The sequence below is a fragment of the Maribacter caenipelagi genome (assembly GCF_004364175.1).
GTDB classification, from domain to species: Bacteria; Bacteroidota; Bacteroidia; order Flavobacteriales; family Flavobacteriaceae; genus Maribacter; species Maribacter caenipelagi.
Genome location: NZ_SNZW01000011.1, coordinates 904,329 through 918,180, shown reverse-complemented (window position 1 = coordinate 918,180; position 13,852 = coordinate 904,329). Strand labels below are relative to the sequence as shown.

The window sequence follows — 13,852 nt, the reverse complement described above, 5'->3', positions numbered from 1 at the left end:
AATAAACATAATAGCTAAAATTCTATTACTTTTGAAATGCAGAATAAAAAATGGAAGCAAACAACCTCAATCCTGACAAGTGGATAGATCTATATGCAGATTACCTGTTCAATTATGCCGTAACTAGGGTAAGCGATGCTGAAATCGCAAAAGACCTTGTACAAGACACTTTTATAGCGGGGTTAAAATCTGCCAAAAATTTTAAAGGTGATGCTGCAGAGCGAACATGGCTAATTGCAATTCTAAAACGTAAGGTCATTGACCACTATCGCAAAATTAATTCAAAAAAGGGAAAAGCAGAGATACGTATGAGCTATAGTTCACAGACCGATGCCGAAGGTGATTGGCTAGAAGAACGCATTGCCGACCCAAATAGTAATTTTGAAAATGATGCTCTAGAGAACGAAGAATTGGGTCTTGCCATTCAAAATTGTATTTCTAAATTACCTAAAAAGCAAGCTCAAGTTTTTACCATGAAAACGATTGAAGGAATGGAAACTGAAGACATTTGTAATGCTTTAGGAATTAATGCGTCTAATCTTTGGGTAATGATACATAGAGCAAGAACAGGCTTAATGGGTTGTTTAAATCAAAATTGGTTTTAGTTATGATGATTTCATGTGAAAAGGCAGCAAATATTTGCGATAAAGCCCAATACGAAGAAGCTTCTAGTTGGGAAAAAATAAAATTAAAGTTCCATTTACTAATGTGTAAAGCCTGTGCAAAGCACAGTAAAGACAATACTAAATTAACCTCTCTTTGCAATCAAGCTAGACTTGCTGTTCTATCTGAAGAAGAAAAGAAAAAAATGAAAGAAACTTGTTCTAAAGCAAAATAAAATAGTTCTTATTTATAATAAATAGAAACCACCATAATAACGGAATTGCTTCTACCCAAAAAGATGAAAAGTATTTATGTTGATTTAGTTTTGTTTTATAGACCATCAACATTAATACTATAAATAGAATCGTTTTCACAGTAATGTGAGCAACATCAAGATCTGTTTTTAAAAATGTGCCGGCATAAAAAAGTATTGTCCAGCAATACCCAATCATTTTAGTTCCCTTCACCCCTACCCTTTGTGGCAAGGTCTTAAGAGATGCACTATCATATTTCAAATCCCTGATTTCAAAAGGCACCAATAAAATCAGCACAAACAGAAAACGCTGTGCCGTCTCAACCTTTACGTTCCAAGATATAGTTTCTAGGGCAGAAAATGCCGGCAACACTACCGTTGTACCAGCCCAAACAGCTGCCACAATTAAAATCTTCAATCCACTAAAGCTTCTGAAATTTTTGTGCTTAGGTAAAATGGGCAATGCATAAAGACCCGTATTTGCGACCAATACAAGTAAAACAATAAAAATTCGTTCAGGTAAAAAAAACAATTGATACCCTGCAACAAGTAAACATCCAAGACTAAAAAATTGAATGTTTTTTTGATATGTATTTGTGACAAGAATATACTTCTCTGCCTCTACTCCAAATTTTACAAAATTATAACAGCTAATAGATCCGAAAAAAATAAAACAATAGAGTTCTAAAGGTACACTTATGTTTAAGGTCAGCGCAGTTACATGAACCAAGCTAAATATCGCCAAAGCAACATGTATACTAGCATCAAGATAAAAATCAAAAATCTTTTTTATCATTGTCATTAAACAAAAGTAGTTAATGTGTTTATAACCTTATGTTTTGGTTAAAAACTTTCAACAGAAGACCATCTTACAACACTAATTTAAACACATAAAAGTGGTAATTTTGCGCATTATATAACAATAGTATCTATGAAGACTGACGTGTTTGCTTTGCGCCATATCGGCATTAGGAATGAAGATTTAAATACCATGTTCAACACTGTAGGTGTTGAAAATCTGGAACAGCTTATTTTTGAGACCATACCAGAACATATTCGCCTAAAAGAGCCCCTAAAATTAGATCCACCTATGAGTGAGCATAAGTTTCTTGCGCACACAGAAGTGTTATCTAAAAAGAATAAAGTTTTTAGAACTTATATTGGTTTAGGGTATCACGAAAGTTTGATTCCGTCAGTAATTAAAAGAAATATTCTTGAAAATCCGGGTTGGTACACTGCCTATACACCATATCAGGCTGAAATTGCCCAAGGTAGATTAGAAGCCTTATTGAACTTTCAAACCATAGTTTCAGATTTAACAGGAATGAAACTGGCAAACGCTTCGCTTTTAGATGAAAGTACAGCAGCTGCAGAAGCAATGACTATGCTTTTTGATGTAAGAAGCCGTGATCAAAAAAAGAACAACGTTGTAAAATTCTTTGTATCAGAAGAGATTTTACCGCAAACACTATCACTTTTAAAAACCCGCTCGACACCTTTAGGTATTGAATTGGTTATTGGCAGCCATGAAGAATTTGAATTTAGTACAGATTTTTATGGTGCTTTATTGCAATATCCTGGTAAATACGGCCAAGTATATGATTATGCCGGTTTTGTAGCCAAAGCAAAAGATAATGAAATTAAGGTTGCCGTAGCTGCAGATATCATGAGTTTGGTATTGTTGACTCCCCCTGGAGATTTTGGTGTAGATGTAGTTGTAGGTACTACACAGCGTTTCGGAATTCCGTTAGGTTATGGTGGTCCTCACGCAGCTTTCTTTGCTACCAAAGAAGAATTTAAAAGAAATATACCTGGCAGAATAATCGGTGTAACGAAAGATACAGATGGCAAGCCTGCTTTAAGAATGGCTTTGCAGACTAGGGAGCAACATATTAAAAGAGACAAAGCAACATCTAACATTTGTACCGCTCAGGTTTTACTAGCTGTAATGGCAGGAATGTACGGAGTATACCACGGTCCGAAAGGACTAAAATACATAGCCTCAAAAATTCATGCTACTGCAGTTACTTTAGTAGATGCTCTTGAAAATTTGGGAATATACCAGATCAATTCTGCGTATTTCGATACTATTACAGTAAAGGCAGATGCTAAAAAAGTACGTGCTTTTGCTGAAGCCAATGAAGTAAATTTCTACTATATAGATAATGAAACCATTTCAATTGCAGTAAATGAAGCTACTTCTTTAAACGACCTTAATCAGATTATATCCATATTCGCTGAAGCTCTTGGTAAGCCTGCAAAAGAAGTTACAGATTTGTTAAGTTCAACTTCTATTCCGAACAATATTCAGCGCAGCAGTTCTTTCATGGAGAACAAAGTGTTTAACTCCTATCATTCGGAGACTGAATTAATGCGTTACATTAAAAAATTGGAACGTAAGGATTTAGCCCTAAACCACAGCATGATTTCTTTAGGTAGTTGTACCATGAAGTTAAATGCCGCAAGTGAAATGTTGCCATTAAGCTCCTCTAACTGGGGAAATATTCACCCGTTTGTACCAGTTGACCAAGCGGAAGGATACCAAACAATTCTAAGAGAACTAGCAAAAGACCTTTCGATAATTACTGGTTTTGCAGACACTTCTTTACAACCAAATTCTGGTGCACAAGGCGAGTATGCAGGGTTGATGGTTATTAGAGCATATCATGAATCAAGAGGAGAATCTCATAGAAATATATGTTTGATTCCTTCTTCGGCACATGGCACCAATCCGGCTTCTGCTGTCATGGCGGGCATGAAAGTTGTGGTGACTAAGACAGATGAAAAAGGAAATATAGATGTTGCCGACTTAGAAGAAAAAGCAACATTACATTCAGAAAATTTAGCTGCCTTAATGGTCACATACCCATCTACTCATGGTGTATTTGAATCGTCGATTAAACAGATAACAAAATTAATACATGACCACGGTGGTCAAGTTTATATGGACGGTGCTAACATGAATGCACAAGTTGGTTTAACAAACCCTGCAACTATCGGTGCAGATGTTTGCCATTTAAACCTACATAAAACTTTCGCGATACCACATGGAGGTGGCGGACCAGGTGTTGGTCCAATATGTGTTGCTCCACAACTGGTTCCATTTTTACCAAGTAACCCAGTAATAACTACTGGCGGCGAAGATGCTATTACTGCAATTTCTGCAGCACCTTGGGGAAGTTCATTGGTTTGCCTTATTTCTTACGGATACATTAAAATGTTAGGTGAGCATGGTCTTACCCATTCAACAAAAATTGCCATTCTTAATGCCAATTATATTAAACATAAGCTTGAAGGTAAGTTTGATGTTTTATACACAGGTGAGAAAGGGAGAGCAGCTCATGAAATGATATTGGACTGTAGACCTTTCAAGAAAAATGGTATTGAGGTAACCGATATAGCCAAGCGACTTATGGACTACGGATTTCACGCTCCAACGGTTTCATTCCCCGTTGCAGGAACAGTAATGATCGAGCCTACCGAAAGTGAAAATTTAGCGGAGTTAGATAGGTTCTGTGAAGCAATGACTTCTATTCGGGGAGAAATAGATGAATCTAATGCTGATGATTCAAATAACGTACTTAAAAACGCTCCACATACTTTAGAAATGGCCACAACAGATGATTGGCAATTTCCATACTCAAGACAAAAAGCAACTTTTCCGTTACCATACATTGCAGAAAATAAATTTTGGCCTTCGGTACGTAGAGTTGACGATGCATATGGAGACCGTAATTTAATTTGCACATGCGCACCAATCGAGGCGTATATGGAAACTGAATAACAGCTCTAAAGCCACACTAGCAAGCCTTTTCGACAATTCGAAAAGGCTTTTTTAATCTACTCTATTTTAAGAAATGTGCATTGACCATCGTAAAGTTTATTATGCATGCATATAATATTTTTACAATTTACTTAAATTGTTGGGCACAATTGAAAAAAATAAAATGAGCATATCAATTACGGGAACAGGAAGCTATATTCCTGATCTAAAAATTTCTAACACAGATTTTAATAACCATAATTTTTTAAATCTAGACGGTACTTCTTTCAAGCATAACAACGAGGTTATTATAGAGAAGTTCAAAGCTATAACCGGTATTGAAGAAAGGCGATATGCTCCCAAAGAATACACAACATCTAACTTAGCTTTTTTCGCTGCCGAAAAGGCAATTGAAAATGCCAACGTAGATAAAGAAACTTTAGATTATATTATTGTTGCACATAACTTTGGAGACTTAAAAGATGGGTATATTCAAGGTGATACACTACCAAGTTTAGCTACTAGAGTAAAACACCAATTACAGATAAAGAATCCGAAATGTGTTGCTTACGATTTAATATTTGGCTGCCCAGGTTGGCTCGAAGGTATGATACAAGCCAATGCCTTCATCAAAAGTGGTATTGCCAAAAAGTGTTTGGTTATTGGTGCAGAGACCTTATCTAGAATTGTAGACGATAATGATCGCGATTCTATGATATATTCTGATGGTGCAGGTGCTGCTATTTTAGAAAACGCCGCTGATGGTGGTGAAATATTAGGTCATGAATCTGCTACTTACGCGAACGACGAAGCCAACTTTCTTTTCTTTGGAGAATCTTACAACAAAGAGGACGAGAAAAAGGCTTACTATATAAAAATGCTAGGTAGAAAAATTTATGAATTTGCGGTTACCAACGTACCATCTGCAATGGCGTCATGCTTAGATAACAGCGGTATTAAGATTGATGAGGTGAAAAAGATATTTATTCACCAAGCGAATGAAAAAATGGATGAAGCGATAGTAAAACGTTTCTACAAAATATACGGTAAAGAAATGCCCGAAGGTATTATGCCTATGAGTATTTCAAAGCTAGGCAACAGCTCCGTTGCCACCATACCCACTTTATTTGACCTAGTAAAAGACGGGAAATTAGAAAATCACGAAATTAAAAAGGGAGATGTTGTTATCTTTGCTAGCGTTGGCGCCGGAATGAACGTCAATGCAATGGTATACAGAATCTAAACATGTACGAAAACAGTTTTCCAAACAAACGTTACAAACACACACTTCATTTTTTACGTAAACATATTAACACCACCGAATCTATTTTAGACTTAGGCGTAGAAAACCCGTTTACTAATATCATGCTAGAAGATGGTTATTCGGTAACCAATACCAAAGGTGAAGATTTAGATATCGACTATAGCACGGTAACGAATACCGATGCAGATGTCATTACTGCTTTCGAGATATTTGAACATCTTTTAGCTCCGCTAAATTTGCTTTCAACTACAAAGGCAAATAAATTAGTGGCAAGCATACCTCTCAAATTATGGTTCTCTCCTGCCTATAGAAGTAAAACCGATAAATGGGACAGGCATTATCATGAATTTGAAGATTGGCAATTTGACTGGTTGTTGGAAAAGGCCGGATGGGAAATTCAAGATTCCCAAAAATGGGCTCACCCCGTAAAAAAAATAGGCTTTAGACCTTTTCTTCGCTTATTTACGCCGAGGTATTACATTATTTACGCTACCAGAAAATAAGAGACTATATTAAAAATGGATTACTACATAGTCATTCCTATACACAACGAAGAGGCTTTTTTAAAAAGTACTTTAGACTCTATTTTACTGCAAACCATACCCCCTAAAAAAGTTATTCTTGTTAATGATAATTCTACCGATGGTACAGAAAACATCATAAATCAATACTGTACAGCGAGCAGCCTGTTTCAAAAGCTGAACACAATTTCTTCAACAAAGCATATGCCAGGCAGTAAAGTTATTAATGCATTTAATAAGGGGTTAGAAGTTTTAGATCAACATTATGATGTTATCGTAAAACTAGATGCCGATGTAATTTTACCAACTAATTACTTTGAAGTAATATGTTCGCAATATCAGAAAAATAAGAATTTAGGTATTTGTGGTGGATTCATATATGAGCAAAATAACGCTGGAGAATGGATATTGAACCACCCAATGGATAAAGATCATGTAAGAGGTGCCATCAAAGCCTATTCTAAAGCTTGTTTTAAAGCTATAGGAGGATTGAAGAATGCAATGGGATGGGACACGGTAGACGAGCTCTTAGCGAGGTTTCACGGCTTTAAAATACAAACTGATGCTACACTCAAAGTAAAACACTTAAGACCTACAGGCAAATCGTATAATCCAAAAGCAAAAAGATTACAAGGCAAGGCTATGTATACTATGCGTTATGGATTCGTAATCACCTGTATTGCCTCTTTAAAAATGGCAATGAAAAATAAATCTATAAAATCATTCTGGAACAATATATTCGGGTACATACAGGCATACAATAATAAGACCCCTTATATTATAACAGAAGAAGAGGGGAAGTTTATCAAAAACTTACGTTGGACGAATATTAAAAGAAAAATGAAAGCATAAAAAAAGCCATCTAAATTAGATGGCTTTTCTCTTATACTATAAGGCTCTTATTAGAAACCTAATTGTTTTTTAACATCAGCTAAAAGGTCTTTTCCTTTTGCAACGATTAGACCGCCACCTGCTTGTGCATCGATAACATAATCAAAACCTTGAGCTGCTGCAACTTGTTCAATTGCTGCTTTTGCTTTTTCAGAAATAGGAGCGAATAACTCAGCTTGTTTCTTTTGGAATTCTTGCTGAGCAGCTTGTTGTGCATCACCAATATTCTTTTCGTAACCTTGTAATTCTATAGCTCTTTTTTCGTTCTCTTCCTTAGACTTCGCTGCTGCTTCATTTTGGTACTGCGTGTACTTGTTACGCAACTCTGTCATTGAAGCTTGAATATCTGCATTGTAAGTTTCCTGTAATTTCTTAAGCTCAGCTTCTGCCGACTTCATTTCTGGCATTGCAGATAATAATTGAGTAACGTCTATATGAGCTACCTTACTTTGGGCATTTACAAAACTTGTCGTTGCTACGAACAACAATAAGGCTACCGCAATTTGTTTTACTTGTTTCATGAGTGTAATTTTAATTCTAATTGAGTGTTAATTTTTATGGTTGTTAAACCTATTTAAATAGTACCGCTATTATCGTCTTTTTCGGTATCGCTATTTCTCTCTTTTAATTTCTCTTGCTTCTTAGCTTCACGCTCCTCTAACAACTTCTTTCTTCTTTCTTCGTAAGCCTTCTTTCGTTCTTCTCGCAATTTTAATTGTTCGGCTTTGGCATCGGCCGCACTTTTCTCTCTTGTTTCGGCTGCTTGAGTCGCTTTATCTAAACGCTCTTGCAATGCCTCACTAATAACCTCTTCCTCCTCGCCTTCAAAATAATCTAATCTACTACGATTATCTGATTTTTTAGTTGGTTTGCTAATTTTTCTTGTTCTCGCAATACCCCTCAACACCAAATCGCTGATATCGTGTCTTTTTTCGGAATACAACATTACAACATCCGCAGATTTATCAAAAATAAAATCATACTTTTTATTTGTGCCAATTTTTTGTACTTCATTGAACACCTGATCTTGTATAGGCTGTATCAACCTTCTTTTTTGCAAAACTAAATCTCCTTGTGGTCCGAAACGATCTTGTTGATACTCGATCATCTCACGTTCCAAAATTTGAATTTCCTCTTCACGTTCAGCAATTAGCTCTGTAGTCAATAGCACTTTCTCTGCCATTAAGTCTTTCTTCATTTGCTCCACAACACTTTGCTTCTGCTCTACTTCAACCTTCCAACGCTGCACCTTATTTTCTAACTGCTCGGTCGCCTCTCTATACTCATCAACATTTTGTAAAATGTACTCCATATCTACATAGGCCATTCTTACCCCTCGTTGGGCAAAACCCTGTATTGTCATGAAGATGACCGAAACTACTAATAGAACTTTTGTTTTTGTACTCATTGTTAATGTCGTTTAATCCTATAGAAAATATCGTGCCAAAATTACTAAATCTTTAAAAATTAAAGGATTAGCACTAAGCACGATTATAATAATTCAATGAAAATTAAAACTGTTGACCAATGATGAAGTGTGTTTGCCATCCGCTAGGTCCTTGCCCTGCAGAAGTTGGTACAAGATCCTCATCGAATCCGTAACCAAAATCAATACCCAGCAAACCAAATGCTGGCATAAAAATTCGCAGCCCCACACCGGCCGATCGTTTTAATTCAAACGGATTAAAGTCTTGAAAATTGTTGAACGCATTACCACCCTCTAAAAATGCCAGTCCGTAAATAGATGCAGAAGGCTTTAATGTTAATGGGTAACGTAACTCAAGTGAGAATTTATTATATATTAAAGCCCCGTCTGGTGTATTAGCCCCTTCTGAATATGGTGTAATAGATTGATTGTCATAACCTCTAAGCTGAACTACATCTCTACCATCTAAAGTAAAGTTACCTAGACCGTCACCACCAACATAAAATCTTTCGAATGGCACATTACCAACAGCACTGTTATAGCTACCTAAGAAACCAAATTCAGCATTACTACGAAGAACCAATTTATCTACTAAAGTAGTGTACCAATCTCCTTTAAACTTTACTTTATAATATTCAAGTAACCTAAAACGGTCTTGATCTAAATCTGACAATTCACTTTGGTCAGCAGTACTTAACTGACCACCCTGAGCATTCTTTAAATCTTCAAGTTCCTCAGACCTGTTCTTAAGTTCTCTAAAATCTTTATTACTAAATAACGACCAGGGCGGTGTAAACTTAGCACTTATCTCAAAGTTTGAGCCGCCTCGTGGGAAAATACGACCACCTTGAGTAGCATTTCTTGAGATACCAAAAGTGTACGCTAAGGAGTTTGCTTTACCATCACCAAAGTTAAATAGACCAATATTATAGTTTCTAAAATCATATAACTGGTAACTAAGTGAGTGTGAAATGGTGAAGAAATCATCTGGCCATTGTACGCGTTTTGCCAAACCTGCTGTAATACCCGTAATAGAAAACTGTCGATCTTTTTCAATCTCTATATCGCCATCACTAGCATAAGAAGCTGCAAATTGCTGCGTTCTAGACATGCTTAAATTAAAACGTACCGGCTTTTTACCACCTAACCAAGGTTCAGCAAAGTTTAAGCTATATACTCTGTATGTCTGACTTGCCTGTAAACGTAGAGCGAAAGTTTGACCATCACCCATTGGTACTGGTTTGTACTTTTCACCTTTAAATAAGTTCTGAATAGAGAAGTTACTAAATGATAGCCCTAAGGTACCAATGAAACCACCGCCACCATAACCACCTTGCAACTCTATTTGGCTAGAACCAGATTCTACCAAATTCCAAGCTAAATCAACTGTGCCCTCATTCGGGTTAGCGTTTAAGACATCTGGTGTAATTTGTTCCGCATCAAAAAAGCCAAGTTGACCTAGTTCACGTATAGTTCTAATAATATCTGCCTTATTATATTTTTGACCGGGTCTTGTGCGTAATTCACGATAGATTACATGATCATTGGTTTTATCGTTTCCTGAAACCGTAACGTGATCTAAGAAAGTCTCTTTACCTTCTATAATTCTAATCTCAAAATCGATAGTATCATTAGCAGCTGAAATCTCTACTGGGTTAATAGTAGAAAACAGGTAACCGTTGTTTTGATATAAGCTAGTAACGTCACTTGGATCTGGCTTTGAATTATCTGCAATTCTTTCACGTAATAATACACCATTATAGGTATCACCTTTTTTAATACCTAAAACCTGATTTAATTGACGGTCTGTATATACCGTATTACCAACGAAATCAATATTACCAAAGTAATACTTATCGCCTTCTTCAACCTTTATCTTTAAATCAATGTTATTCTCATCAACCTTAATAATAGAATCAGAAATTACACGAGCATCACGATATCCATTTTCGGCAAACTTATCAACCAATAAACCAAGATCTTCTTCGTAATCTTCTTGAATATATTTCGATTTTTTCCAAAAACGACCTAATTTTTTCTGCTTTGTACTTTTTAAAGCTTTGCGTAATTTCTTATCAGATAACTGTTCGTTACCTTCAAATATAATATCACGAATTTTTACTTTATCACCTTTATTGACGTTAACCACCATATTACGGGTATTACCCTCAATGGTATCCTTTGAAGTAGCAATAGTAACATCAGCGTTTAAATAGCCTTGTTTTTTATACTTATTGGTGATGTAATTCTTAGAGTTGGAAATTAAACTTTCGGTAATTTTCTTTCCTTTCTTAAGGTCTGTATCCTTAATCAAGCCTTCAACTTTACCTTTTTTAACACCATAAAACTTTACGTTGGTCAACGTAGGGCGCTCTATTATGTTCAATTCAAGAAAAACAGTATTTTCTTCGATATTGGTAATAAAGATGTCTATTTCACTAAAAAGCTCAAGACCCCACAATTTTTTAATGACTTCACTAATTTGTTCTCCAGGTAAGGTAATAGGTTGACCTACTCTTAAACCAGTATACGTTTTAACGGTTTGTTCGTTATAACTTTGCAGCCCGGTAACGTCTATACCTCCTAAAATATAGCTTTTACCGTCTTCATAGGTGTTATCCTGTGCGGCAGCAATAAAGGTGGTTAAAAGTAAAAGGGTAGTTAAAAAGTGGTTCAAGGATATGAACCTGGCCATATCTTTAAGTGAGTTGTTCGCTTGTTTTTCCAAATCTTCGTTCTCTGTTCTGGTAATTTTTTATGGCTTCCACCAAGTGGTGCTCTCTAAAATCAGGCCAATATACGTCAATAAAATATAACTCTGCATACGCTATTTGCCATAATAAAAAATTGCTGATCCGATGTTCTCCACTAGTACGGATAAGCAAGTCTACGTCTGGCAAATCATGCGTGTAAAGATGGCTATTTATAATTTCTTGGTCAATGTTTTCAATTGAAATTATATTATTTTTAACTTTGGTACTTATCTCTTTCACCATAGATTGAAGCTCTTCTCGAGCCCCATAACTCAAAGCCAAAGTCAGGGTCATGCCTGTGTTTTGCTTTGTTTGATCCATTACCTCGACCAATTCTTTATACGCTTTAGAAGGCAGTGCATCTATATTACCAATGGTATTTAGACGTATGTTATTTTTGTTAAAAGTTTTAAGTTCTTTCTTTAATGAAGACACCAATAAGCGCATAAGAGTTTGCACTTCTACCTTTGGTCTGTTCCAATTTTCTGTAGAAAAAGTATATAATGTTAGGTAGTCAATCTTCAATTGAACACATTCTTCAACGACAATTCTAACCGTTTTTACACCGTGTTCGTGACCAAAAACCCTTAGTTTACCACGTTCTTTTGCCCATCTACCATTACCATCCATGATAATAGCAAGGTGCTTTGGAACATTCAGTTTATCAATATCGTTTATATCACTCATCTTAAAATTTACTCAAAACAATCCATACAAGGCTTTCTACCAAAGGTATACGTTAGCGTTAAACCAGAAAATACATACCAGTCATCACTAAAAATATTACCAAATTGAAATTCTTCAAAGTTAGATCCTTCAGGGTTACTACCATCTAAGTTATCTGTAAAAGTATACCTAGCACCTATTTCGCCCCCAAAAATAAGAAACTGATTGATACGATATTTAAAACCTACCGTCATTGGTACGGCAAAACTACCTTCTTTTTGATTTATATCTTGCAGAACACCACCATTAAAATACTGATAATCATACCTAAAATAAGTAAGACCAGTATATAGATAAGGAGTAAAAGCTGGTCCAAGTTTATGTAAATTATATTCTACGAAGTTAAATTCTAAACCTACTGAACCTTCTAAAATGGAATTATCAACCACATAACCTCTTTGCTGCCTTGCAGTTGAACTAGACTTAGTATCGTCTGCTGTAAACTTACCGTAAGTTAAACTACCACGCCAAGCATATCTTTTACTGATATTCCATTTAAACAAACCGCCAAAAGCAATATTAGAAGGCAACAGATAATCTGTTCTACCAACATCACTAATTGTATTGGCACCACCAGCAAAAATACCCACCTCATATGTCTGCGCCTGCAAACCTGAGAAAGAAAAAAGCAATACTAACAACGTTATGTAACGCATAAAATAGATTTTACAATTATTGCTGATATCGTAATTAAAATTGAAAAGGCAATAATTTTTATGTTCTCAAAAGATAAACAGCGATTAAGGACAATTATTGTTTAAAAGTTGGCTCAATTTCGCCTATCCTCGCCCCAAAGAAGCTTATTTCTTAAGGTCTTTAAAAAACTTTCTGAAGTATATTCTATCATTTTAATTGTAAAAGGAGCTTTACTAATGGTAATCTCTTGATCATTTTCTAAAGATGCAATTCTTGAATCTAAAGAAACCAAATGGTTCTCTTCTCTACCAGATACTTTTAAGCGAATTACGGTATCATCTGAAATCACCAAGGGTCTAGCATTTAAGTTATGCGGTGCAATAGGTGTTAATACCAACGATTTTGCCGTAGGCACTATTACAGGACCACCACAACTAAGAGAATACCCGGTAGACCCAGTTGGGGTAGAAATAATTAAGCCGTCTGCCCAATAAGAAGTTAAATACTCGTTATTTAAAAATGTTTCGACCGTTATCATAGAGGTCGTATCTTTTCTACTTACGGTAATTTCGTTCAATGCAAAATTAAGATCTCCGAATTCCACATCAAGTTCCTTCGTATTTAACTGAACCAAGCTACGTTCTACAACCGTATATGCACCTTGCTTAAATTCTCGAACTACTTTTCTAACATCTTCTTTTTTAAATGTGGATAGAAATCCTAACCTACCAGTATTAACACCAACAATAGGAATACCTAAATCTTTTACAAAAGTAGTAGCCCTCAATATGGTACCATCACCACCAAAACTAACAAACATGTCAAAAGAAGCATTTAAACCTTCTTTCATAGTAAAAATAGGGAAGGTTTGGCTATTACCTTTAGCACGGTATAATTCGTAAAAATCCTTTTCAATGTAAACTTCAGCAGACACATTACTTAACTCATCTAACAACTCGATGAAATATTCAATTGCATTATCTTGATATGTTTGACCGTATACAGCTACTTTCATT

General features: G+C 35.6%; 13 protein-coding genes. 6 read left to right on the top strand and 7 right to left on the bottom strand.

All coding sequences use genetic code 11. The annotated features are described in order from the left end of the window. Positions 1-50 precede the first annotated feature (50 nt). Positions 51-605, top strand: a complete 555-nt coding sequence (locus DFQ03_RS04755) for a sigma-70 family RNA polymerase sigma factor (protein ID WP_133671885.1) — start codon at positions 51-53, stop codon at positions 603-605. A 2-nt stretch (positions 606-607) separates the two neighbouring features. Next, on the top strand, positions 608-838 hold the full coding sequence (locus DFQ03_RS04750) for a hypothetical protein (RefSeq protein WP_317128160.1): 231 nt from the start codon (positions 608-610) through the stop codon (positions 836-838). On the opposite strand, the gene DFQ03_RS04745 is transcribed toward DFQ03_RS04750, so the two are convergent. Further along, positions 825-1,658 carry a UbiA prenyltransferase family protein gene (locus DFQ03_RS04745; protein ID WP_133671883.1) on the bottom strand — a complete coding sequence of 278 codons (834 nt, stop codon included), beginning with the start codon at positions 1,656-1,658 and terminating at the stop codon, positions 825-827. The genes DFQ03_RS04750 and DFQ03_RS04745 overlap by 14 nt on opposite strands. Before the next feature lie 129 nt (positions 1,659-1,787). Between DFQ03_RS04745 and gcvP the strand changes: the two genes are divergently transcribed. The 4 genes from gcvP (at position 1,788) to DFQ03_RS04725 (ending at position 7,256) form a co-directional block, all read left to right on the top strand. Next, a complete protein-coding gene (gcvP, locus tag DFQ03_RS04740; protein WP_133671881.1) occupies positions 1,788-4,640 on the top strand; it encodes an aminomethyl-transferring glycine dehydrogenase in 2,853 nt (950 codons plus the stop codon). 163 nt (positions 4,641-4,803) lie between these two features. Further along, on the top strand, positions 4,804-5,862 hold the full coding sequence (locus DFQ03_RS04735) for a 3-oxoacyl-ACP synthase III family protein (RefSeq protein ID WP_133671879.1): 1,059 nt from the start codon (positions 4,804-4,806) through the stop codon (positions 5,860-5,862). A gap of 2 nt (positions 5,863-5,864) precedes the next feature. Further along, a complete protein-coding gene (locus tag DFQ03_RS04730) occupies positions 5,865-6,386 on the top strand; it encodes a class I SAM-dependent methyltransferase (RefSeq protein WP_133671877.1) in 522 nt (173 codons plus the stop codon). A 15-nt stretch (positions 6,387-6,401) separates the two neighbouring features. After that, a complete protein-coding gene (locus DFQ03_RS04725) occupies positions 6,402-7,256 on the top strand; it encodes a glycosyltransferase family 2 protein (RefSeq protein ID WP_133671875.1) in 855 nt (284 codons plus the stop codon). 50 nt (positions 7,257-7,306) lie between these two features. Here DFQ03_RS04725 and DFQ03_RS04720 read toward each other — a convergent pair whose 3' ends face one another. The 6 genes from DFQ03_RS04720 to DFQ03_RS04695 form a co-directional block, all read right to left on the bottom strand. Then, the gene (locus DFQ03_RS04720; RefSeq protein ID WP_133671873.1) at positions 7,307-7,816 is read right to left on the bottom strand and encodes an OmpH family outer membrane protein; all 510 of its coding nucleotides are present in this window, start codon (positions 7,814-7,816) and stop codon (positions 7,307-7,309) included. A gap of 53 nt (positions 7,817-7,869) precedes the next feature. Beyond that, complete coding sequence (locus tag DFQ03_RS04715) at positions 7,870-8,703, bottom strand: OmpH family outer membrane protein (protein WP_133671871.1); 834 nt, start codon at positions 8,701-8,703, stop codon at positions 7,870-7,872. A gap of 103 nt (positions 8,704-8,806) precedes the next feature. Next, positions 8,807-11,416: a BamA/OMP85 family outer membrane protein gene (locus DFQ03_RS04710; protein ID WP_133671987.1), complete on the bottom strand. Its 2,610-nt coding sequence runs from the start codon at positions 11,414-11,416 to the stop codon at positions 8,807-8,809. A 4-nt stretch (positions 11,417-11,420) separates the two neighbouring features. After that, complete coding sequence (locus tag DFQ03_RS04705) at positions 11,421-12,161, bottom strand: isoprenyl transferase (RefSeq protein ID WP_133671869.1); 741 nt, start codon at positions 12,159-12,161, stop codon at positions 11,421-11,423. 8 nt (positions 12,162-12,169) lie between these two features. Continuing rightward, entirely contained in the window at positions 12,170-12,856 is a 687-nt protein-coding gene (gene porG, locus DFQ03_RS04700) for a type IX secretion system protein PorG (RefSeq protein WP_133671867.1), read from the bottom strand. Positions 12,857-12,969: 113 nt separating this feature from the next. Then, on the bottom strand, positions 12,970-13,851 hold the full coding sequence (locus tag DFQ03_RS04695) for an NAD kinase (protein WP_133671865.1): 882 nt from the start codon (positions 13,849-13,851) through the stop codon (positions 12,970-12,972). Between the last annotated feature and the right edge of the window lies 1 nt (position 13,852).